Below are 22,439 nucleotides of genomic sequence, written 5' to 3'. Positions count from 1 at the left end.
ATTATTTACGAAATTTTTACTTTAGACAACGTAAGCTCAAAATCAGATAGATTGGCATATTTTTCAATAATACATTTTACAGCATTATTATCTTCACCTGTATTTAAAAGGCTTAATAATTTCCTCGAAAACGCTTTCATTAAACAGGCTTCTTCAAATGTCATATTCAAATACTTATAGATTGTTTTACGTAAAGCTTTTAACTTCCTCGCAACTTACGAAATCCTTAATGCGTTGTCATGTAAACGATGAATCTCAACACATAAATAACACTAATTCTAATCCATTAGTTCCTACCAATAAACTAAATAACCCAGTTTATTAGAAGTGTATTTAATTGTGAAAAAGTGTTCAATTCAAATGTACAAATTCGGAGGTGCGGATGTTTTCTTTGACTATTTATAGCTAAAGATTTCTAACATCGAGTAAATCAAGTAAGCAACACGGTATTTATGTATACAACTGCAATTAAAAATATTAAATAACAAGGGCTTGTATAACAAATAAATGCCGTTTAATGGTAGTGACTCCTAAATGTTAGATTTTTTATAAGTCCATTTAGGTTATAGAAAATAAAAGAGGAGTTGAGATCTTCGCAATTACCGAATTTAAAACACAACCAATTTTCAAGTCCACATGATTAGGGAAATTAGCTGATTGCTATTATTTAGTATGTGAGAGAAAAAACTGTTGCAAATAGTAATGATTACGATTTATAATAATGAGGTACATTTCAAATCGTAATCATTACGTTTTATCCTCAAGAATCGATTGAATATTAACTTAATAATTCAATACATCGAGTTTTTGTATATTCTAGTTTTCGAAATAATTTTATTTTAGAAGCAACAATGTCTACGCAAAGAAACATATCAATTATTTGGGGGGGAAAGTAATGGGAGTCAAAATTACTTTAGCATCTACATAAGCAAGCGACAGAAATTATATTATTACAAATAATAAGCGAACAAATCTTGACCGTATTGCAAACAAAAAGTTTTGTTCTCGTTTGAAAAGACATACTTTTATCGGGAAACAAAATAATTAATTTCAATCTAGACAAAAAGATGTATTGATTTGGATAAGTATGAGGTATAAAACGTAACAATTACGTTTTATATAAAAATAATAGATAGAAGATTGGAGATGAGAAAATGAAGAAACTACTAATTGGTTTATTCAGCTCGTTATTACTTTGTTTGGTTTTAACAGCATGTCAAGGAATGAAAGAAGAGCAAGTAAGAGGGAAAGAAGAAATTCATGATGAGGAACACGATCACGTTGATGAGCATTCGAATGATGAAGAGACACAAGTTGGGATAAAAATTGAAGGTCTCGCAGCGCATTATCATACTGGAGATAAAATTGAGTTATCAGCTGTATTAGATGAAGAATCAGAGTATGAACATTGGCACTGGTATAGTAGAGAAAGTACAAGTGAAGAATGGGAAGTCGTTTCAGGTCAGGAAACAGAAACATTCATAGGCGAGGCAACGACTGATGGCTTAGAATTAAAAGTTGTTTTGTTTGATGATAATCACGAGCCAATCGTTCAATCAGAGCCAGTTAAAATCGTCATTGATGATCATCATGGACATGACGAAGCAAGTCAACGAATCTATCAAGGATATTTTGAAGACGAGCAAGTGATAGACCGTGAGTTATCTGATTGGGATGGAGATTGGCAGTCTGTTTATCCATATCTTTTATCTGGAGATTTAGATGTTGTGTTTGAACATAAAGCAAAAAACGGAGATATGACTGCTGAAGAGTATAAAGAGTATTACACAGTAGGATATGAAACAGATGTAGATCACATCAAGATTGAGAATAATGTTGTAACATTCTACCAAAACGGTAAAGAATACTCAGGTGAGTACGAATCAGATGGATATGAAATCCTTACTTATGAAAAAGGTAATAGAGGAGTTCGTTTTATTTATAAATTAGTAGATGGAACAGAAGGTATGCCTCAATATATTCAATTTAGCGATCATAATATTTTTCCAGTCGACTCAGATCATTTCCATTTATACTGGGGAGATGATCGAGATGAACTATTAGAAGAAGTTACGAATTGGCCAACATATTATCCAGCGGAGTTAGATGCAGAAGGTCTAGTGCGTGATATGTTAGCTCATTAGTGGCATTTTAGAAGTAACTTGCCAATAAAGATGTTAAAAAGCAGTATCAGTGACAATGTCTGTTTCTATTCTTCTCAAGATATTTTATTTAGAAAAAAATAAACCTTTATAGATTTCTAGGGCTCTATAATGAATGTGGTGGTGAGTTGAATCAATACCTAAAAATAGGACAAAAAACAGACTCCCCCCTCTTTGTTCACCAAAAGCTGTGAAACAAAAAGACAAAGAAGAGGGAAAGACTCTAGTCAAAAAAGGTTTAAAAATCGAGAAAGATATATTTCTCACCACCACATTTGATAATGAATCATTTTTAGAGGGAGTTAAAGGAGATAAATTTTTAATGTAGGTAAAAGGAGAGAAAGAAATGAAACGAAATAGCTTAGTGGCAATTTTACTTATTACAATGATTGGTGTTATTCTTTTTGGCTGTCAAAATGAAGAAAACACTTCAGATAATAAGCTTTCGGTTATAACATCATTTTATCCAATGTATGAATTTACTAAACAAGTAGCTGGGGATCGAGCAGACGTAATGTTAATGGTCTCTGATGGGCAAGATGCACACCACTATGAACCAAGTGCTAAAGACGTGGCACATGTCAATGAAGCAGACGTGTTTGTTTATAGTAGTGAAGATATGGAGCATTGGGTAAGCAGCCTACTCAAAACAATTGAAAACGATAATCTTGTTATAGCTCGTGCAGCGGATGGTGTTGATTTAGCCAATCATGACCACGGACATAGTCATCATCATGAAACAAATCATGAAGCTACTGAAATTATAACAATTAATGGTGTTGAGCACCATTATCATAAGGGTGACATGATTAAGTTAATTGCAGAAATTGATGAAGGTGTAGATTATGATCATTGGCATTGGTATACAAGAAAAGGTTCTGACGAGGAGTGGAAAACTGTTCCAAATCAATTTGGACCTGAATTCAATTATGAAGCAATTGAAGAAAGTTTTGAGGTGCGAGCGGTATTATATGATGAAGCTCATAATGAAATTGCACAGTCAGAAATAATAGAAATTGTTATTGATAATCATCATGGACACGATCAAAACCATGACCACGAACATGGAAGTGAAGAAACAACTGCAAAAGTGGATATAATCGGGATTGCTGATCATTATCATACAGGAGATGTCGTTTCACTTGTTGCTAAGCTTAAAGAAGAGACTGACCTTGAGAATTGGCAATGGCTTACACGCGAAAACCATTATGAAGAATGGGAAGTAGTCACTGGTCAAGAAACGGACCATTTTGAGTATAAAACGTCTGAAGAAAGTTTTGAAGTTAAAGCAGTACTTTATGATAATGATCATAATGTTTACGCAGAATCAGAGCCAGTGTCCGTTTTAATTGACAATCATGACAATCAAGATCCTCATATTTGGTTAGATCCAGTTTTGGCACAAGAGCAAGTAAAGGTTATCCGTGACGCACTTATTAATGCGGATCCAGATGGAAAAGACATCTACGAAAAAAATGCGGAATCATTTATTAAAGAACTTCATGAATTGCATAAAAATTATGAATCCGCATTTAAAGATGCAAAAAATCGGGTGTTTGTCGTACAACACCAAGCGTTTGGATACCTTGCTAAGCGTTATAATTTAGAGCAGATTGCTATTGGTGGCTTATCTACAGAAGTCGAACCAAGTCCTTCACGTATTGCAGAGATTGGAGACTTAGTGAAAGAATATAATGTGCCAGTTATCTATTATCAACAAGGAGCTAACTCAGCAATTGCACAAACTGTCGCCAATGAAACAGGAACGGAGACAGCAGTACTATATGATTTAGAAGTAATATCTAAAGAATTACATGATAAGAATTTAGGCTATTTAGACGCAATGCGTGAGAACCTGAAATCTCTACAGTTAAGTATTCAATAATATGTTGATTAATTAGATGAGTGGATACTAAAAAATTATTATTCTATTTATTAATTAATAGAATGCTATATATGCTACATATTTTGAATATGTAGAAAGAATAAACTAACTAATAGAAAGGTTGTTTAATATGAATTATATTAAAGTGAAAAATCTTGCCTTTCATTATGAAGATGAACCAGTACTAGAAAATATTTCTTTTGAAGTGGATCCAGGAGATTTTGTGATGCTTACGGGAGAAAATGGTGCGGCTAAGACAACACTTTTGCGGAATATTTTAGGTCTCCTTAAACCATCAAAAGGAAGTGTTCAACTTTCATCTAAAAACCGTATGGGTGAAAAGTTAGTTGTAGGCTATGTTTCCCAACAGGTCGCTTCCTTTAATGCAGGTTTCCCGAGCACTGTACTAGAACTGGTGCAGTCAGGGCGTTTTCAAAGAGGCAAATGGTTTAAAAGGTTAGATAAAGAAGATAAAGAGCATGTTCGTCGTTCCCTTGAATCAGTGGGAATGTGGGAGATGCGTCATAAAAAGATAGGGGAATTATCAGGTGGACAAAAGCAGCGGATATCAATTGCTCGTGTGTTCTCAACAGATCCAGATTTGTTTATATTAGATGAACCTACAATTGGAATGGATGTACATTCACGTAATGAATTTTATAAATTATTGAAGCACAATAGTACAGAGCATGACAAGGGTATTTTAATGGTTACACATGATCATGAAGAGATTCGTCACTACGCTAATAAACACATTGAGTTGATACGGAAGGAGGACTCACCTTGGAGATGTTTTTCTATGGATTCATGCAAAGAGCTTTCCAAGCTTCATTTTTAATCTCATTAATCGCTCCAATATTAGGATTGTTTTTGGTATTGCGTAGGCAATCACTAATGGCAGATACTTTATCTCATGTCTCGTTAGCTGGGGTAGCGCTAGGTCTGTTAATTGGTATCAATCCGACATGGACCAATATTCTCGTGGTAATCATCATCGCAATTCTACTTGAATTTTTGCGTCAGATTTATCGCACATATTCTGAAATTTCGATTGCCATATTAATGTCTGTCGGAATGGCAGTAGCGCTTGTCTTGATGGAAATAGGTGCTGGTAGAACTACATTAAGTGTAACGCAATTTCTATTCGGTTCAATTGTTACTATTAACAAAGAACAAATATGGATGTTACTAGGATTAACGATAATTATCGGATTATTATATTTAATATATCAAAAACCTATGTATGTTCTTACATTTGATGAGGAAACAGCTTTTACAGTTGGCCTGCCTATTAAAATGATGTCGATTTTGTTTAATGTGTTAACAGGGGTCACAATAGCAGTAATAATGCCGATTGTCGGGGCTTTACTTGTCTCAGCCATTATCATTTTACCTGCAGCTATCTCGCTTCGTTTAAGCAAAAGCTTCTACGGTGTCATATTAAATGGAATGGTCATTGCACTTGTCGGCATGTTAAGTGGTTTAGTCGCTTCTTATGAATTGGGTACACCACCAGGCGCTTCCATCACAATAATTTTAATGTTGATTTTTGCAGTCATAACACTTGCAAAGTACATGTTACATTACTTGAAATTTGATAGACTATTTAATAAAAGTCAAGGCTAGAATGAAATAAGCAGAAAAGACAAATCGAGTTTACGTCGTAGAATTGTTATTTCAAATACTAAATTCCAAACTCTACTTAATTCTCAATGTATGAAAATCATTGAAACCTTCAAATCAAATATATAAAAATTATAAAAAAAGAACTAAAAGAATATTTCTACAAGCTATTATTAGAAAGAAGGATAGGTTATAAGCTGTTATACTAAGTTGGGTGCATAGAGTAACAATAGATTGACAATATCATAGTAATGTGTCTGCAGAAGAATATATAAGAGAAGCATTACCATTCATAACGAGAGAAATGGGGATTTATAGTCACGATTAGAGCATTTTCAAGAAGTTCGACTAACTACTATAATATAATAGCCCATGCATTATACTTGGCGTCTAACAACATTCAAGTTATTATAGATAAATAAAATCCTTAATTAGGGTGATGATAAATGAAGTTTTCAAAGGCTACAGATTATGCTCTACATACGATGCTTTTTCTTACTGCAGCGACTCCGGATAAACCTGTTGGCGTTCAGCTGCTTGCTGAGAAGCAAAAGGTGTCACCAACTTATCTGTCCAAGATACTGACCAAGCTAGTAAAGGCTGGTATGATTGAATCCATAACAGGAGTGAATGGTGGATACAGGCTGAAACGAAATTGGGGAGATATTTCATTTCTTGACATTATTCATGCGATTGAGGGATCAGCCTCTTTGTTTGATTGTAGTTTCGATCACGGGCCAGATTGTCCGATTCAAAGAGTAGTATTGGCAGCAGAGGAAAAAATGGAAGAGCATTTGAGAAATAAAAAAATGTCCGATCTTGTGCAGGAAATGAACATCGTTTTCTAGCACATATTCTTTCAACCAATTATAGATAATATATATCTCTAAAATCTTTAATGAAATTATAAAAAAAATTAGGAGATTCAAAAAATGAACATGTATAAAAGTACCGTATAAGTTGATTCAAGATACAGCGATCTTTAATCCGGTATTGTAAAACGATGTCCCCGAAAGATTATAGGAAAAAAATCGAAAGTTAAGGAGGAGTTTCTGTACGTAGTCTGCATATTCATATCGCTAACTGTCATCGAATTTTACTAGGGATTTATGACTGAAAAATCCATATACAGAGAAAATCAGCGCCTATCGATGGTGTTTCAAAGATGTGCGAATTATTTAAAAGTCAAATGAGCTAGTGGATGAGTTCTTATGTAAGGAGGTGATGCCAACATGTAATGTAATCATCGTAGCACAGTTAGAATACAGTATAAACTGAATTATGGTTATTTTCAGTAGTACTGGTTAGGTCTTAACAACATATGAGATGTACAGAGTAATTATTGGGCGTATACACATTTGGAAAGTTAATCTAATAAGAGGAAGTGAGTTAATCATGAAGGAAGTTGATGTTGTTATTATTGGAGGAGGTCCTGCTGGTTTAAGTGCTGGACTTATATTAGGACGAGCTAGGAAGAAGACATTGATTATCGATGAGGGGCAACCGCGTAATGCTGTCACTAGAGAGGCTCATGCCTTTTTAACACGTGATGGCATTAGCCCACATGAATTTAGAAATATTGCAAAAGAACAGCTTCGCACGTATCCGTCGGTTTCCCATTTGGAAGATACGGTCGAGTTGATAGTAGGTGAAGATGGACAATTTTTGTTGGAAACTGCTTCAGCGGTGAAGATAGCCGCAAGAAAACTGTTGTTTGCTATCGGAATGAAGGAGCGTGATCTTGGTATACCAGGGTTGGCGGAGGTCTATGGTAAGAGTGCGTTTGTATGCCCGTATTGTGATGGCTGGGAACTAAGGGATCAGCAATTAGTTGTCATAAACAGAGGAGCGACATTAATGCATTTTGTCCCATTGCTTTCTGGGTGGTCGAAGCAGTTAGTAGTTTGTACAAATGGTCCTGATGAATTGAGTGAAGCAGAACGTGAAGAATTGCGTGCACATAATATCCCGGTATTCAATACGCCAATTCATTCAATCCAATCAAATGAGGGCATGGTAAACCATGTTAAGCTTGAAGATGGAACAGAAATTCCGTGCACAGGAATTTTCTTCAAATCAGAATTGGTAATTGGATCGGAATTGCCAGTCGCACTTGGTTGCCGTATATCGGATACAGGAATAATTGAAGTCGATGAGTTTGGAAAAACAAGTGTACCTGGTGTTTATGCAGCGGGGGATGCAACTACACACTTGCACCAATCTATTGTTGCAGCTGCTTCAGGCGCTGCATCCGCAGCCGCAATAAACGGAGAATTAAATCGAGAAGAATGGCAGAAGAGCAACGTTTGATTCAAATTCTAAATATATTTATGAAGAGGACCTTAAATTTATAATGTACCCTTTGTAAAAGACACTTTTATAAGGCCGAGCTACTTGAAGAAAGTGATTCCAGCACTATGAAATACTCCTCATTGGTAGACAGATTAAAAATAAAAATCTCCTTCTATCTTTGGGGAGCATTTTCAACAATGGTAATTTTTGAAAAAAATGAAGTGATAATAGCTTACAAAAATGAAAATATATACTCGTAGTGAGTTATGTTCAGAACCATTTATAAATCAACTCTTTAGAAAAGGTGGCAGGGATACTCCTGCACGGTTTGCCACTGTGCAAAACGGTCCTAAAACAGGCGTGTCAATTTGTGGAAATAACCGTAAATATATTTAGTCGGTGTGGAGGATAATTCTGTCCACGAAGCGGATAGACAACCAGAGATGAGATTATTTCCACAAAAAAGGAGCCATTCCTTCTTTGTGAAGCCCCCTTTAGTTCAGTAACAATTCCTGTACTCTACTTGAAGAGTTCCATATACGTCAATATCTTCATATACATTTTGCAGAAGTCTATTTTGTCTTAATGTCCTCCTCTTTTGTAATCCAGCTTTCTCCAATACTATGTATTTTACACATGACTTTTGATACACTGTTTCAGGAGGTGTTTTTATATGACTGCCAAGGGCAAAAAAACATTGCCACAAAAACGTACAGTTATTTTTACCGTAACTATTCTTTATACTATTTTGATACTATATTTTATTTTTTTCGCTTTCGGCAGAATAGGTGCATCTGCAAGCACGACTGGGGTCACCTTTATTTTCTTTCCGATTGAGTTCTACCATTTGCCAAAGATTTCTGATTTTCTGCATCCTACTCTGATGGATTTCGTAGATCTAGGGAATGTGGCAGCCTTCATTCCATTCGGCATATTGATTCCATTGTTATTCCGTGTGAAGTTTATTCGTTTCTTTTCATTGTTCTTCCTGTCTATTCTCGTGATCGAAACCATACAGGCACTAACTTTGCTCGGAAGCTTTGATATTAACGATGCCATACAAAACTCTTTAGGTGCAAGCATTGGATTCGGAGCGTACAAACTGGGGTATCGGACAAAGAACTTTTGGCTAAATATGGCTATTACCGGTATCTCGTGTATTGTTCTTCTAATCGGGGTATTAGCAATTTGCGGAATTGTGGAGAAAACGTTGACCAAAGCAGAGGGTCCCTTTATAGCTTTGAATGAACTGAAAGATAGTTCCGGGCATACAACAGCAGGAACAAAACCGTACAGCTTTAAAGTTAGCGGTCAAAACGTTGAACCTGAATATAATGTATTTGACGCCAAAAGCAAAGGAAGTGAAACCTACACGTATACGTCCAAGAAGGAGATTATTTTTTCATTTTATTATGGAATACCGGACTTAATGGATAGTGATGGAGGTATACGAGTTTTAGTCGATGGTCGTGAGGTATTATCCGGCTCTGGAACGGAGCAAATGAATTATCCGGAATTGTTCCCACAAATGTTTGAAATTCCACTTGAACGTACAAGCAAGATTATGATAGTCGTTAAGGGAAATATAAAGCTTTGGGATGTAGGGTTTAGGGAAATGAAATATTTCTGGAATTGATCCAAACGTTTTGTTCAAGATAATGGTCTTTTTTTCCACCCCAAACATGCGGTGGTTGAGGAAAGACCTTGAAAACTCATATTAAAGATTTAGCTAAATAAACATATAGTTAAATATCCGAAACCGAAACTAGTGAATACTTAATATCGTAAAGGTAAGCACAACGATAGAGCTTGTCAACGGGGATAGATTCTGCCTTTTTTATTGCCAGCATTTCTTAAACGCATTGAGACTGTCATAGTTTCTGTTCCTCCTAAATTCTTATTTATACTAGCGCATTTTCTCACAAAATAAATTCATTTAATCAATATCGAGGGATATAAAAGTAGGAAAAACGCCAAAAGGTCTCTATTGTTATTGGAAAAGTAAATTCTACTCTTTGTTAATTTAGGCTTTAGATTTTTCCTTATGGAGTTTAATAATTAAGCCAAATACGTTCAAATTCATGCTTTATCTTGCAATTCCAAGAAAAACAAAAAATCCGCGAATCCGTGATATGTTAAGTTTTCTAAGGCTAAGTTTTGCAAAAAGAATTTCCTATTCTAATATGCCTCCAGGTTTGATTCGGCCTGTCAAGTAATCTCATCCTTCTCGTCCATAGAAGAAGAATGACCGTTTGATTGCTCGCATATAAATTGAATTCTCTCTGTCGAAATATAATCCGAAATGATTTGCTTCATTTGAACAATCGCACTAATATGGCCTGTAGATTATCTTTTTCTTTTATATAATGGAGTAGTGCTATGAAATCTTTCTCTTTTCCCATATAACAGTAAATATTTCTAATATGTCTGGGTGTGGAAGCCCAATGAATTAGGGTGCGTTAAAAGCGTTAATTACTTTATTACGCACCTTATCCTACTTGGCTGACTCATAAAGATCCGAAGAACGAAGACCCTTAACTTAATCGATAATTCTTCTCTGCTTTACAGACGAATTAGAAGATCATAATTAGGGGGCTGAAAAGGATGATTAGGGTACTTTTTATTTAAGGCCTATCGCTTTTAGTTTCCTTCAATAATTTCAGTATTTCATCTAACTTGTTTTCTACTTTAAGTGTTTGATCCAAGTGATAAACCTCTTTTCTACTTAATGCTGAAGAGGATTCAGAAATATCGTTTTTTATATGATTAGCAATGTTATTTAATATATTTGCGTTCTCTTCAACACCTCGGTGTAGAGCAATATAATATTCCTTGGTATCTTCTAATTTTTTATTTTGATGTCCTATCTAAGGAGGATGTTAGAAGCACAGAGGTTTAAATTTAATAAATTTTTTGGGTGCTATGTTAGTTATTAATAACTACCTATTTGTTGGGGGAATACTTCTCCCATTCAGTGTATGCAATTTTACAATAATCCTAAGGAGGATGGAACGATGACAAAAATCAATTTAACTATTGGAATTATTCTAGGAAGCTCACGCCCAGGAAGGGTTAGTCCACAAGTAGGTGAATGGGTAAAAGAAATTGCCGACAAGCGCAGTGATGCCAATTATGAGATTGTCGATGTCGTAGATTATAACTTACCTTTCTTTGGAGACATCAGTGGTGAAAAACAAGTCTTAGAATGGTCAAAGAAAATTAGTTGTTTAGATGCGCTTGTATTTATTACTGCTGAATACAATCACAGCATTACGGGAGTATTAAAAAATGCCCTTGATTCAGCTCGAGATGAATGGTATGACAAAGCAGCTGGCATTGTAAGCTATGGTTCATCAGGAGGAGTTCGTGCAGCGGAGCATTTACGAGGAATTTTGGCAGAGTTGCGTATTGCAGATATTCGCACACATCCCGCATTGTCAATGTTTACAGACTTTGAAGAATTTAATGTTTTTAAACCTGCAAAATTACACGAGAAACATGTTAATGAAATGTTAGATCAAGTAAATTCATGGGCATCCGCTTTAAAGTCAGTTCGCAACTAGAAAATAGGTCAAATAGTCTTCTTGATTCTAAAAACATTCATAATTTATCGAAATATTAACTCTGAATACTCTTCTAAAAAAGGATTTAGATATTTAAATAGGAGCTGATTTTTTGAGCTAACAGCATATATCTTTACGCACGAATACAACCTAAAAAACCGTTGTTTGTTAGGAGTGCAAAACTATATAGATAGTTAAAATATCAAACGGCGGTTTTGAAAATAAGAAAATTCAAAACCGCCGTTTTTGCGAAAAATAGGATTACGAAAGGTGTATTAAGTTCGCTCTTTATTAAGGACACGGCGATATGAAGGAGGTTATCGCCGTGTTTATTTATGTTTACCCTGATTTAATATCACTCGACCTATCAAGAAAGGTCTTAAAGTGCTATGGGATGGCTGCAATGTGCGAATACACAATTTCTAATAAAATATATCAACTTTTATGCCCAGCTGTCTTATGTTCAGTTGGGCTTTTTTGTATTTAATGAATATTTTTTAAAATATTGCTCTTATTTTTGGCATTTCATAAAAAATCTTGTTGAAGGTTATGAAAGGGGAAATCATCACCCACCTTTGCAGTTGCGAAGGGAGAGGAAATGCATGATAGAACCAGATCGTACCGAGTGGCAAGTTCGCTGTGCATTTAATGCTTTTTGTAAACGTGTATTGAAGAATGAAGCAATCAATATTTTCAACGAAAGACAACAACGACAAGCAAAGGAGATGACATTTTCTGATCTCACACCACAAGAAGAAAATCAACTCTATACCTTAGATCAGCAATATGAAGGAGAAGAAGGACAAAGTGTTCAAGTGGTTGGAAAGAAAATAACTCCGAAATTACTCGCTGAAGCGTTGCGGACTTTGCCAATAGAAAAGCGTAAGACAGTCCTACTATACTATTTTTTTGATAAATCAGATGTAGAAATAGCCGAACTACTAGAGATTCCTCGTAGTACGGTTCAGTATAGACGGACAAGCTCTTTTAAAAGGTTAAAGCGATTTTTGGAGGAACATGCAGATGACTGGGATGATTGATGCTAACACAAAGGACAACGAATGTGGCTTATTACCGTATCCAATTATTTTAGCTGCAAATAAGGGTGATCCAGAAGCGATGAATTACGTTATTTTACATTATGGAAGCTATATGGCAAGTTTGTCTATGCGTAAACTTTATGATGAGCGTGGTAATACGTATTGGGGCATTGATGTAGACACACATGATCGTTTACGTTCGAAGCTTATGCAGGGCATTTTAGCTTTCAAGATTTAATTACATGGTTAAGTTTTCCCTTTCACATATATTGTTCTTTGACAAAGAAAGCACGGAAGATAACGCCGTGCAGTATAGACCGAAAATCAGATACGTTCTACTGATGACGAGCCACTTGATTCATACGCCATGACTTTCATTAGAAACGAGCGATAATCTATGAATCTAATGCAATCGTGGTGGATTGTTGGCGATAACCCATCAGTATAGATAATGATACTCCTCTACCGTCATGGTTCGAGCGTTCAAAGCGTCGCAAGCTATGAGTAGAGCTGGAAGGAATACTTGCAGGGGTGAAATTCCCGTGGAGCTGTACCAACAGCCGTCTGATTTTAATTGATTAATTATAAGGGGGCGTGTTTTTTGAAACAGAACTTGATTCCTTATAGTATGCAAATTGCTATGTTAAAACAACTGCTAACCCGTAAATTGATTACCAAGAAAGAATATTACATGGTTAAAAATAAATTAATGAAAGAATATGGCATCATTTCTGATATTACAGACTGAATTGTGTTTCTATTGGCGATACAATAGAAAGTAAATAGGGAACACAAAAGGAGGAACTGTTATGTCAAAAGTAGAAGTGATTCGTGCCAATAGTGACTTAGCCAGCCGGAAGCGTGGAAAAGAAATAAAACAGCTTAGGGTAGCAGCCTATTGTAGGGTAAGTACAGATTCGGAAGATCAGTTAAATAGCTATAAATCACAAGTCTCTTATTATTCTGATTTAATTCAGAAAAATGTTGAATGGGTGTTAGTTGATATCTATGCAGATGAAGCCATTACAGGCACACAAGTAACGAAACGTGAAGACTTTCAACGAATGATCAATGATTGTATGAATGGAGATATTGATATGGTGATTACGAAATCAATATCTAGATTTGCAAGGAATACATTAGATACGCTGAAATATGTTCGGATGTTAAAAGAAAGAGATATAGCCGTTTATTTTGAAGATGAAAAAATCAATACATTGACAATGGATGGAGAATTGTTGCTTGTCGTATTAAGTTCAGTCGCACAACAGGAAGTTGAGAATATATCCGCTAATGTTAAAAAAGGTTTAAAGATGAAAATGCAACGTGGAGAGTTAGTTGGTTTTCAAGGATGCCTTGGTTATGACTATCATCCAGAAGATAAAAGTATTTCAATTAATGAAAAAGAAGCGGAAATTGTTCGTTATATTTTTCAAAGATATATTGAGGGAGCCGGAGGGAGTATTATCTCAAGGGAGCTAGAGAATTTAGGCTACAAAACAAAGAGAGGTACTCCAACATGGGCTGAAACAACTGTACTCGGAATTATCAAGAATGAAAAATATAAAGGCGATATTTTAATGGGAAAAACTTTTACATTAGATCCCATTTCAAAACGTCGATTAGAAAACTTGGGTGAGGAAGATCAGTATTATTTACGAAATCACCATGAACCAATTGTCAGTGCTGAAATATTTGATAAAGCACAGGAAATCAGAATGAGAAGAAATCGGGGACGAAATACAGTAGAAAATTACGGCGGGAAGCGAGAGAAGTATAGTCGTAAATATGCGTTTAGTTGTATGATTGATTGTGCCTATTGTGGAGGTACACTAACAAGACGTAGATGGCATAGTTCAACGAAATATAGCAAAACGATTTGGCAGTGCGTTACAAGTACAAAGAAGGGAAAAAAGTTCTGTCCACACAGTAAAGGAATACCCGAAGAAGCTATTGAAAAAGCTTTTCTAGAAAGTTACCGAATTATGTGTAATAATAACAAAGACGTATTGGAAGAATTTTTGCAACGAATGGAAGAAGCATTAAGTTCCAATACGATTCATAAAGAAATAGCTAAAATAGAAAAAGAAATTCAAGGATTAGAAAACAAAAAGAATAAATTAGTGGATATGAGACTGGAGAATATTATCGATAAAGATACGTATGAAGATAAATATAATTCACTTATGCAAGAGATTAATGAGAAAGTACAAACAAGAGAAAAGTCCTTATCGAATTTAGAAGAAGAAAAGGATATTAAAAAACGCTTGTTAGCTTTCAAAAAAGTATTGGAACAAAATGAAGTGATTGATACGTTTGATCGGTATGTATTTGAAAGTGTCGTTGACAAGGTAATTGTAGGTGGAGTAGATGAAAATGGAAACAAAGATCCTGCCATGATTACATTTGTTTATAAAACAGGTTTAAGTAATTGTCTAGATGGCGAAAAATTTAAACCTGCCCGAAGAAATGCGAAAAAAGATAATACAAAAACATCTAACGAATTGTGTTCACATACAGACAACGAGGATAATAAATTGTGTTCACATAGTAGTGACGACACATATTGAGTGTGTGAGCTGGCTGAGGAAGCGGGTTGTAGATCTCGAATAAACAATTTCTTGTCAAAATAAACTCTTGCTAACTTCACCGCCAAATCCCGTAATAATAAACAATTGCTTTTTCAATACAGTACTCAATAAATTCTCGGGATTACCTCATCAGGATCCCGGGTTTTTTCATGCCTTTTTCAATATCTTTTCAATACAGTTGTGTTCCTAAACCATTGATACTACTGGGTTTCTTCAATGTAAGATTCAATATCAAATCAATACTCATTCAATATTTTATCTTTATTCTAAGCCTCTTTCCCCATTATCTTTCCTCGTACTTTTCTTGATTTTGTTAGCAAAACTCTATTATAACTCCCCAAAAAAGGGTGAAAAAACAGCCAAAAGAGCGGGAAAACAGCGATAATTAAACCCAAAAATGGGGGTTCTGTAGCAAAACTTTACTATGACTCGAACGGTGGAATGCGGGTTGGAGGAGTGGGGTTTAGCAAATGATTAATCTTATGGTACAGCGGGTGTAGATCAAAAATAAACATTTGGCAACCATAATAAACTCTTGCCTAATCCCCACCACCAATTCTTTAATAATAAACATTTGCTTTTTCAATATTAAACTCAATAATGACTCGGGTTTTCCTCATCAGGATCCCGAGTTTCATGCCTATTTCAATATCTTTTTAATAAAGTTCTTCAATATAGGATTCAATAGGAAATCAATATTAATAACTATAAGGGTGGAAGTAGATAATCAAATGAGAATGAATTATCTACTTCCGAGTATTTATTTATTATAGAGTGTTTTTAAATGGTAACTAATTACTTCCTTCACCTTTTCTGGAGGATACACATCTGGTCTTAACAAAGCATGGAATGACAGCCCTTCAACCAACGCAGATAACCGGCTGCTTTCTAAATCTGCATTAACTGAATCCGATAATATACCTTTTAGAGTTAATATCTTGATCATTGAATTTGCTAAATCGTATGTACCATCAGTCATTTCGTCTTTCTTCTCCTTTAATGCATCACTCGTTAGGGAACGGAATGCAAAAATCCACCAAACGCTCGTTTCAATTTTCTTTTCTTCGTCAATTGGTACAAGCTCCAGTAACACTTCCTCAACTGCCTGTAATGGATTTTTTGACCATTCTTTATGATCAGAACGCTTTTTACCTTCTTCTATGAAGTATTCTATAATAAACAGCAGCATTTCATCTTTAGTTGAAAAATAATGTCTTAACGCACCAGGAGACATTCCTGCTTCAGCGGCGACTCTTCGTATTGATGCTTTCTCAATACCTTCATTCTCAATAATCTTCCATGCAGCTTCAGCAATTAATTTTCTTTTTTGATCATGATTAATCATTTTTGGCATAAAAACCACTTCCTTTTTTTAATACAGTGTGTTATTATCTTTTTAGCACGTTGTGTTATTTTAATGGTAACACACTATATAAAGGGGGACTAATTATTTGATTGAAATCATTGAAACAATGATGCCTTCCTCATCAATTGATATATCCTTAGCCCTACTAATTATTTCCATTTGTGCCTTAGTTGATATATTAAGTCCTGGTGTGCTAGCTATTACGGGCTATTTATTACTTACACAACCTAATCAGCTATCTTCTCGTCTATTTGTATTTTTGCTTGTTATTCAGTTAGGTTATTTCATGATTGGTTTATTACTGTACTTTGGTGGAGATACACTATTTGAGTTGATTGAACAGTTATCTGAATTTGATTTTATCAATTGGTTCTATACTGTTACGGGAACACTTCTTGTTTTAGTTAGCTTCATAAAACCAAAAGAGGGCACAATAGAACGTCTTACGTCATGGATTCCAAGACAGACAACAATAAAGGGAATAATTTTTTTGGGTATTATTGTGTTTCTTATTGAATTTGTAACGGCATTGCCTTATTTCTATTCGATTTTTTTATTAAATCATCTGTCAATTAATTCTTTTTCTTCTATATTTGTAATAATTGGATACAATCTTGTAATGGTCCTTCCTTCTCTATTATTGTTAGGAATTAGTATTGTGTTTAAAGATAAACTGCAGCATTTTCTAAAAAATATAAAAACAAAATTAAATGAAGCACCGATTTCTTCACTATTAGTAGCAATGGGTGTAGTAGGTGCAGTATTTTTTAATATTGGTATTAGAGGTATCTTAAATTAAAAATATGAACGAGGTGTTTTATATGAAAGAAATTATTAGTGGAATTAGTTTACTTTTCCTAATCCAAGGAGTAGGAGGTTTGATAAACCATTTGACAAATGGTGGGAAAAGTTGGTTTTTGGTGAATTATATTGATATGTTTCAAGGTTGGGAAATTGCGATAGATATTTTATTGATTGTTATTGGTGGAGTTATTGGTTTATTTTCTATGAAAAAATCTAGTTCACCTAATAATAGTAAATAAAGAGTAAGATGATTATCTTTCCTTATCTTAATAGAATAACTTAAACTCATAGGTAAAAAAATCTTGTTTATCTTAGCGTTATTGACATCCAATGTAAGTCTAAAAATGTAATTGTGATGTTGGTTACGAAAATTCGTATGTACTAAGAGGTGAGAAAAATAAATCAACAAAAAAAAGCATTTCAAGAGGGTTTAGAAAATTTTCCAGGAAGATGGCTAGGGGGGCTTTCTTTAATTATAGCTCCTATCCTATTAGTTATTTCCGCTTTGCTGAGAATAAGATTTAATTTCTTTTTCCCAGACCAGTTAGCGGCTTATAATACACATCCGACCTTAATGCTTATATCCTATAGTCTTTTTTTGATTGGAACAATTCTATTATTTCCAGCTGTTTTAATACTTGTACAGTTAATTAGCAATAAAAAACCACGTTTAGGTTTTTGGGGTGGCTTATTAGTCATCGTTGGTCTATTTGCAAGAGCGTTCCACTCGGGAGTAGATCATTTCGCTTTTCAAATTGTAAAAAGTACAGACGTTGACGTTGCTACAAACCTTGTAGGAGATTTTTATGGCATGTTCCATGTTGTTAATATATTAAATCTCTTTTGGATGGATTGTATTAGCTATAGGAGCATATGCGTCTAAAGTTTTTGGATGGTTTCGTTCACTTGCTTTAGGAGTGATGTTTACCTTAGCGTTAGGGGTACTAAAAGGAACAAATATGACAACGATTATCTCATTAACTGGGCTTCTGCATCGCACTTCTTCCATTGGGCGTTGAAGTTTTAAGAAATGGTAGTAGGCCTAAATTGAAAACCGTTCTGTTTTACGTAGTTATTATTGTTTTGGTACTCGGTTCGTGGTTATTCATGAGTGAGATGGAAAGACCAAATTAACTAATACTCTATATAGTAAACAAGGATTGGTTCAAATGTATAAACATATCTATTTCACAAATCAGAGACATACCAGACGGAATACGTGAGGAAGGACATAGCTTAGCTCCAGTTCTGCCATCTTTTTGACCCACTTCAGACAAGTTATTGATCCACTCGTGACAGAAGTGAACCATAAGTTGATTCATAAAAGCCAGTGGAAAGTAATGCATCCCACTGGCTGTTAGCTTATCTAAACTTTTTACCATCTAGTAATTTATAAGGAGATTACTTGGATATCGTTAATCCATGACGCTCTCTCATCGATACTTCACCATCAATAAGTATGTTGTAAGAATCATGCACAATTCTATCCAAGATGGCATCTGCCAGCGTAATTTCGCCAATTTTTCGTGCCATCCTCTTGGGTCAAATTGGGAACAAAAGATTGTTGATCCCTGTTGGTGGCGTGCTTCCACGATTTCAAGAAGATCTCTTGCTTCCGTTTCTTTTAACGGAGTTAATCACCATTCATCTAAGATAAGTAGATTTACATTCTTGTATTTTTTCATTACCTTTCTGTAGGTTCCTTCTCCTCTTGCGATTGCCAATTCATCCAAAAGATCAGGTAATCGGATATATTTTAATTTATAGAATTGACGACATGCAGCGATGCCAAACGCACAAGCTAAATACGTCTTACCGTTTCCCGAAGCACCCATTAATATAATATTGTGATGCTCTTCAATATAATTTCCAGTTGCTAAACGTAAAATTTGTGCCTTATCGAGCTTTCTATCCGAATGATATTCTATATCTTCGATGCATGCCTATGTGTCTCGTAATTCTGCTTGTTTGATGAGTCTATCAAGCTTATTATTTTGTCTTCTGGACCATTCGATATCTACCAGTAATCCAAATCGGTCTACGAAAGATAGTTCTTGGTATTCCGGATTCCTCATTTGCTCTCTAAGTGTTTCTGCCATCGCAGACATTCTCATTTCATTTAATTTTGTTAGTGTGTTATCAGTTGTCATTATTTTTCCCTCCGTAGTAAGAAGCGCCACGAGTGAACCCGTATGCGTTATCATTTTTGGTGTGTTCCTTTGATTGCTTGTTTTCTCTAATGGTAATTTATCATGTCCTGTTTTTAGGATGGTTTGTATACTTTTAAATTCTGGTCGTGGCGTATAAGACAACACTCTTTCACACGCCTTCTCAATGCGTTCAACCGAGTATTTATCTGCCAGTTTCATCAAAGCGTAGGTGGATTTTAACCCTTGCTTTTCTGTCGGATAAGATTCAAGTATTCTTTCTATGGTTAATTTTGTGGAAGGACCGGTTGTGGCACCCCACTCTAATATAAATTCCTTATCAAACGATGCATATTTTCTGTGATCCCTAGGCATATGATCAGGGAACGTACAGAAATCCCCACCTGTTTTATTGGACCTCTTATGCGAAGCAATCCGGATATTTTTATAAAACACCTCAACGATATTTCGGGCTACTCGAACGTCTACGGTACATTTGATATAATCATAGGGAACAGAGTAGTAGTTATTATCAATTTTCACATGGTAATCGGGCTGGACAACGGTCTTTGACCAACTCGCAAGCTCGTATGGTGAATAGGGCAGGGGAATCAATGCAAACTATGGTGGACCCCATTGTCAAGACACAAATTTTATAAAAATAAGGTTAATGTTCACTCCTTCATTTTTTAGAAATTCGGCAATCTTGCGTGAACCAAAATACGGGTATTTGGTATAGATCTCATCAATCCGGTGTTTAATGGCAACCTCTTCAGGAGACGGCTGCACAGGCTTGTAGTAAAGGCTGGAACGGTTGATTCCAAGTAGTTTAGCCTGCTGGGAGACAGGAAGGTCTGGATCCTTCCAATCCACCATCTCCATGCGTTCCCGTCTAGTCGTGGTAGATTCCAGATATTTTTTTCATCCACGACAATTGCGTGGTTAATTTGCCAACTTCAGCGTAGAGAGCTTCTAGTTGTTTTTCGTAATCTTCTTTCATTTTTTCCTTGTCTTTATTCTTTTTCTCAAAGACTTGGGACATATCTTGCAGAAACTGTGTTTTCCACTTTTGCAGCTGGTTTACATGAATACCATGTTCCGAAGCTATCTGGCTCATTGGCTTTTCTTCCTTCAAGATTTCCAACACGATTTGCGATTTGAATTCTGGTGTATATCTTTTTCGTTTCATATACCTACCTTAACATCTCCCTTATTCGTGTCTAAAATCTTGGGTCCATTATATAATGTAGTATCAAATAATAAAAGCCTCTCAATCACCATTACCAATGAGAGGCTCTTAAATTACAAAATTATTTCTTTACAGCGTGGATTAAGTGGATTGTCTCGAATGCAGACAAATAATCCGTTCTATTTTTAAAGAAAAGCCCATTTATCGTGGTTGGTGTTAAATGTTCATAAATTAGTAAACCTGATTTTTCTAACATATTCTCTATTTCATTATAAGTGAAACACGATTTCATTGGTTCTCCACTTGCTGAAGCCATTTTCACCATATTTTCCACTCTATTAGACATTCCTTTTTCTTCAAAGAGTTTTTCATCTGCATAGTCAAAAACAATAGAGCTACCTGATGGAACGTTAGCAAATAAATGGTTGATCAAGTCCGCATTTTCTTCTTTAGTTAAATAATATGAGACACCCAAAAAGCTAAAGAATGTTTTTTTGTTATCAAAACCTTCATCTACTAAATCTTGATGAGAAAACTTACTAGTAAAGTCCATAGAAACAAAATGAAGATGATTCGGGATATTAAGTTTAGCCTCCTCTAACTTTTTCTTTTTTAATTCTTGTGTAGCTGGATGATCAATTTCAAATATCTGTAATCTGTTTTTCAACTCTGGATATCGGAAACTAAAAGTATCTAACCCAGCTCCAAGTATGACATACTGTTTTACTCCTAACTTAACTTCATTAAGTAATACTTTTTCACAATAGGCAGAGCGTGCTAGTGGTGTTGGGGAAAGCTGGACTTGTGTAATCCATTTTAAAATTTCCTCTGTATTATCTTTAAACCTCTGCCCAACATCTTTGTTAAAAAATTGTATCCCATCAATCATATTCTTGCTGATAGCTGAAAACTCTTCTTCGGAAATTAAATTGTTTGCAATAAAATCATCAAAAATTTTTGGTGTATCATATTTACTGTGATATGCTCGGCCGAAAGCCGATACTAAGGAAGTTAAACTGGACTCATTTTGTTTCATACCATCTTCCTCTCAGATAAAAAAATAAGATTCCCCCTGGCAAGGTGAACCTTATTATATACAATAAATAGATAGTTGTAAATTATAGCACAAATAAATTATTTTGTCAAATTAAATGATTGTGTATTATGGGGAAAATATTTTCTAGTTCGACTAGCGGGGTGTTTTCCTTAACCTATGAAAGCACACTTGATGATACCAAGCAGACAGAAAAAGTGGAGAAATTCCGTTCGTATATCCTAAACAATTGGGATCGGATTATAGATTGGAGAGCGTGCATTAACAATCCGCCAAAGGATGCAAGAAGCCTGGGAGCGATGGAATCCAATCAACGCCATATTACGTATCGGATGAAGAAAAGAGGAATGCATTGGAGTCAGGATGGTGCCGAAGCCATGGTCAAAGTGAAGCAGGGCAAGCTAAACGGGACTTTAAGAGAAGCTTATCTTCAGGGTCTGCATCGGAGTGCAAGAAAGCAGCGGGAAGTGAAAAAGATGGTTCGAAGATCATTTTCTCTGCATCAACCGACTCGTTCGTCCATTGGAGCGAAACTGGGTTCAATCGCTGTGTACGAATCCCATTCATCGGCTATTGGAAAACTGGCTAAGAGCTTTAGATAATCACCCTGTCATTTTGTGTTAGGTTCTTGGTTTGTAGAACGTAACACAAAATGACAGGCCACCAAGCGATGACAATCGCGCGGTAGCGTGTAAGCGTACAAAAACAGAGTGCCAGAAATAT

At 35.3% G+C, this 22,439-nt stretch carries 22 protein-coding genes and 3 pseudogenes; 18 read left to right on the top strand and 7 right to left on the bottom strand.

Features of this window, described 5'->3' with window-relative positions; translation table 11 throughout:
• Window positions 1–5 precede the first annotated feature (5 nt).
• Entirely contained in the window at window positions 6–170 is a 165-nt protein-coding gene (locus tag GHD25_RS13025; RefSeq protein ID WP_164217494.1) for a hypothetical protein, read from the bottom strand.
• Between the two features lie 776 nt (window positions 171–946).
• On the opposite strand from GHD25_RS13025, the gene GHD25_RS13020 reads away from it, so the two are divergent.
• The 14 genes from GHD25_RS13020 (at window position 947) to GHD25_RS12955 (ending at window position 15,135) form a co-directional block, all read left to right on the top strand.
• Window positions 947–1,048 (top strand): 50S ribosomal protein L33, encoded by a 102-nt coding sequence (locus GHD25_RS13020; RefSeq protein WP_407637999.1) that lies wholly within the window; start codon window positions 947–949, stop codon window positions 1,046–1,048.
• Between the two features lie 106 nt (window positions 1,049–1,154).
• On the top strand, window positions 1,155–2,144 hold the full coding sequence (locus tag GHD25_RS13015; RefSeq protein WP_033826672.1) for a ZinT family metal-binding protein: 990 nt from the start codon (window positions 1,155–1,157) through the stop codon (window positions 2,142–2,144).
• A gap of 208 nt (window positions 2,145–2,352) precedes the next feature.
• The gene (locus GHD25_RS13010) at window positions 2,353–2,490 is read left to right on the top strand and encodes a hypothetical protein (protein WP_154665482.1); all 138 of its coding nucleotides are present in this window, start codon (window positions 2,353–2,355) and stop codon (window positions 2,488–2,490) included.
• An 18-nt stretch (window positions 2,491–2,508) separates the two neighbouring features.
• On the top strand, window positions 2,509–4,047 hold the full coding sequence (locus tag GHD25_RS13005) for a metal ABC transporter solute-binding protein, Zn/Mn family (RefSeq protein WP_156987657.1): 1,539 nt from the start codon (window positions 2,509–2,511) through the stop codon (window positions 4,045–4,047).
• Between the two features lie 130 nt (window positions 4,048–4,177).
• Window positions 4,178–4,885: a metal ABC transporter ATP-binding protein gene (locus tag GHD25_RS13000; RefSeq protein WP_033826670.1), complete on the top strand. Its 708-nt coding sequence runs from the start codon at window positions 4,178–4,180 to the stop codon at window positions 4,883–4,885.
• A complete protein-coding gene (locus GHD25_RS12995; protein ID WP_156987653.1) occupies window positions 4,831–5,673 on the top strand; it encodes a metal ABC transporter permease in 843 nt (280 codons plus the stop codon). The genes GHD25_RS13000 and GHD25_RS12995 overlap by 55 nt, the downstream gene beginning before the upstream one ends.
• Before the next feature lie 443 nt (window positions 5,674–6,116).
• Complete coding sequence (locus GHD25_RS12990) at window positions 6,117–6,518, top strand: Rrf2 family transcriptional regulator (protein WP_033826668.1); 402 nt, start codon at window positions 6,117–6,119, stop codon at window positions 6,516–6,518.
• 547 nt (window positions 6,519–7,065) lie between these two features.
• Window positions 7,066–7,980: an NAD(P)/FAD-dependent oxidoreductase gene (locus GHD25_RS12985; protein WP_164217492.1), complete on the top strand. Its 915-nt coding sequence runs from the start codon at window positions 7,066–7,068 to the stop codon at window positions 7,978–7,980.
• 655 nt (window positions 7,981–8,635) lie between these two features.
• Window positions 8,636–9,598, top strand: a complete 963-nt coding sequence (locus GHD25_RS12980; protein ID WP_033826666.1) for a VanZ family protein — start codon at window positions 8,636–8,638, stop codon at window positions 9,596–9,598.
• A 1,378-nt stretch (window positions 9,599–10,976) separates the two neighbouring features.
• Window positions 10,977–11,525 (top strand): NADPH-dependent FMN reductase, encoded by a 549-nt coding sequence (locus GHD25_RS12975; RefSeq protein WP_164217489.1) that lies wholly within the window; start codon window positions 10,977–10,979, stop codon window positions 11,523–11,525.
• A 389-nt stretch (window positions 11,526–11,914) separates the two neighbouring features.
• Window positions 11,915–12,565, top strand: coding sequence for an RNA polymerase sigma factor (locus GHD25_RS12970; protein ID WP_462943731.1), 651 nt, complete (start codon window positions 11,915–11,917; stop codon window positions 12,563–12,565).
• Window positions 12,549–12,803 (top strand): helix-turn-helix domain-containing protein, encoded by a 255-nt coding sequence (locus GHD25_RS12965; protein WP_017795849.1) that lies wholly within the window; start codon window positions 12,549–12,551, stop codon window positions 12,801–12,803. The genes GHD25_RS12970 and GHD25_RS12965 overlap by 17 nt, the downstream gene beginning before the upstream one ends.
• A 363-nt stretch (window positions 12,804–13,166) precedes the next feature.
• Window positions 13,167–13,313 (top strand): hypothetical protein, encoded by a 147-nt coding sequence (locus GHD25_RS12960; protein ID WP_018705607.1) that lies wholly within the window; start codon window positions 13,167–13,169, stop codon window positions 13,311–13,313.
• 61 nt (window positions 13,314–13,374) lie between these two features.
• Window positions 13,375–15,135: a recombinase family protein gene (locus tag GHD25_RS12955; RefSeq protein WP_164217487.1), complete on the top strand. Its 1,761-nt coding sequence runs from the start codon at window positions 13,375–13,377 to the stop codon at window positions 15,133–15,135.
• A gap of 781 nt (window positions 15,136–15,916) precedes the next feature.
• Here GHD25_RS12955 and GHD25_RS12950 read toward each other — a convergent pair.
• Entirely contained in the window at window positions 15,917–16,510 is a 594-nt protein-coding gene (locus tag GHD25_RS12950) for a TetR/AcrR family transcriptional regulator (RefSeq protein WP_164217485.1), read from the bottom strand.
• 97 nt (window positions 16,511–16,607) lie between these two features.
• Between GHD25_RS12950 and GHD25_RS12945 the strand changes: the two genes are divergently transcribed.
• From GHD25_RS12945 to GHD25_RS19995, 3 genes are all read left to right on the top strand, one after another.
• Window positions 16,608–17,321 (top strand): GAP family protein, encoded by a 714-nt coding sequence (locus GHD25_RS12945; protein WP_164217483.1) that lies wholly within the window; start codon window positions 16,608–16,610, stop codon window positions 17,319–17,321.
• A gap of 22 nt (window positions 17,322–17,343) precedes the next feature.
• Complete coding sequence (locus GHD25_RS12940; RefSeq protein WP_164217481.1) at window positions 17,344–17,565, top strand: hypothetical protein; 222 nt, start codon at window positions 17,344–17,346, stop codon at window positions 17,563–17,565.
• Window positions 17,566–17,714: 149 nt separating this feature from the next.
• Window positions 17,715–18,209 (top strand): hypothetical protein, encoded by a 495-nt coding sequence (locus tag GHD25_RS19995; protein WP_240452359.1) that lies wholly within the window; start codon window positions 17,715–17,717, stop codon window positions 18,207–18,209.
• A 518-nt stretch (window positions 18,210–18,727) separates the two neighbouring features.
• Here the strand turns inward: GHD25_RS19995 and istB are convergent.
• The 5 genes and pseudogenes from istB to GHD25_RS12910 all read right to left on the bottom strand — a co-directional run bounded on the left by istB (window position 18,728) and on the right by GHD25_RS12910 (window position 21,698).
• Window positions 18,728–19,476: pseudogene (gene istB, locus GHD25_RS12930) on the bottom strand (IS21-like element helper ATPase IstB).
• 456 nt (window positions 19,477–19,932) lie between these two features.
• A pseudogene (locus GHD25_RS20420) lies at window positions 19,933–20,088 on the bottom strand (Mu transposase domain-containing protein); the annotation flags it as partial.
• 24 nt (window positions 20,089–20,112) lie between these two features.
• A complete protein-coding gene (locus GHD25_RS12920; RefSeq protein WP_164217479.1) occupies window positions 20,113–20,349 on the bottom strand; it encodes a hypothetical protein in 237 nt (78 codons plus the stop codon).
• Between the two features lie 16 nt (window positions 20,350–20,365).
• Entirely contained in the window at window positions 20,366–20,662 is a 297-nt protein-coding gene (locus GHD25_RS19990) for a transposase (protein ID WP_164217477.1), read from the bottom strand.
• Window positions 20,663–20,783: 121 nt separating this feature from the next.
• On the bottom strand, window positions 20,784–21,698 hold the full coding sequence (locus GHD25_RS12910; RefSeq protein ID WP_164217476.1) for a class I SAM-dependent methyltransferase: 915 nt from the start codon (window positions 21,696–21,698) through the stop codon (window positions 20,784–20,786).
• Window positions 21,699–21,871: 173 nt separating this feature from the next.
• Between GHD25_RS12910 and GHD25_RS12905 the strand changes: the two are divergent.
• Window positions 21,872–22,318 (top strand): annotated as a pseudogene (locus tag GHD25_RS12905) (UPF0236 family transposase-like protein); the annotation flags it as partial.
• Between the last annotated feature and the right edge of the window lie 121 nt (window positions 22,319–22,439).

The organism is Virgibacillus aidingensis, from assembly GCF_010994035.1.
Lineage (GTDB): Bacteria > Bacillota > Bacilli > Bacillales > Amphibacillaceae > Virgibacillus_N.
The sequence above is the reverse complement of the archived record's forward strand: the minus strand, read 5'-3'. Positions and strand labels throughout refer to the sequence as shown.

What these genes read in the sequence shown, in the direction of transcription:
- GHD25_RS12965 (WP_017795849.1), top strand. Translation starts at nt 12,549, where the DNA reads ATGACTGGGATGATTGATGCTAACACAAAGGACAACGAATGTGGCTTA.
- GHD25_RS12975 (WP_164217489.1), top strand. Translation starts at nt 10,977, where the DNA reads ATGACAAAAATCAATTTAACTATTGGAATTATTCTAGGAAGCTCACGC.
- GHD25_RS12970 (WP_462943731.1), top strand. Translation starts at nt 11,915, where the DNA reads ATGGGATGGCTGCAATGTGCGAATACACAATTTCTAATAAAATATATC.
- GHD25_RS12990 (WP_033826668.1), top strand. Translation starts at nt 6,117, where the DNA reads ATGAAGTTTTCAAAGGCTACAGATTATGCTCTACATACGATGCTTTTT.
- GHD25_RS13015 (WP_033826672.1), top strand. Translation starts at nt 1,155, where the DNA reads ATGAAGAAACTACTAATTGGTTTATTCAGCTCGTTATTACTTTGTTTG.
- GHD25_RS13000 (WP_033826670.1), top strand. Translation starts at nt 4,178, where the DNA reads ATGAATTATATTAAAGTGAAAAATCTTGCCTTTCATTATGAAGATGAA.
- GHD25_RS12950 (WP_164217485.1), bottom strand. Translation starts at nt 16,510, where the DNA reads ATGCCAAAAATGATTAATCATGATCAAAAAAGAAAATTAATTGCTGAA.
- GHD25_RS12920 (WP_164217479.1), bottom strand. Translation starts at nt 20,349, where the DNA reads ATGGTGGATTGGAAGGATCCAGACCTTCCTGTCTCCCAGCAGGCTAAA.
- GHD25_RS12955 (WP_164217487.1), top strand. Translation starts at nt 13,375, where the DNA reads ATGTCAAAAGTAGAAGTGATTCGTGCCAATAGTGACTTAGCCAGCCGG.
- GHD25_RS12940 (WP_164217481.1), top strand. Translation starts at nt 17,344, where the DNA reads ATGAAAGAAATTATTAGTGGAATTAGTTTACTTTTCCTAATCCAAGGA.
- GHD25_RS12980 (WP_033826666.1), top strand. Translation starts at nt 8,636, where the DNA reads ATGACTGCCAAGGGCAAAAAAACATTGCCACAAAAACGTACAGTTATT.
- GHD25_RS13005 (WP_156987657.1), top strand. Translation starts at nt 2,509, where the DNA reads ATGAAACGAAATAGCTTAGTGGCAATTTTACTTATTACAATGATTGGT.
- GHD25_RS12910 (WP_164217476.1), bottom strand. Translation starts at nt 21,698, where the DNA reads ATGAAACAAAATGAGTCCAGTTTAACTTCCTTAGTATCGGCTTTCGGC.
- GHD25_RS12985 (WP_164217492.1), top strand. Translation starts at nt 7,066, where the DNA reads ATGAAGGAAGTTGATGTTGTTATTATTGGAGGAGGTCCTGCTGGTTTA.
- GHD25_RS19990 (WP_164217477.1), bottom strand. Translation starts at nt 20,662, where the DNA reads ATGAAACGAAAAAGATATACACCAGAATTCAAATCGCAAATCGTGTTG.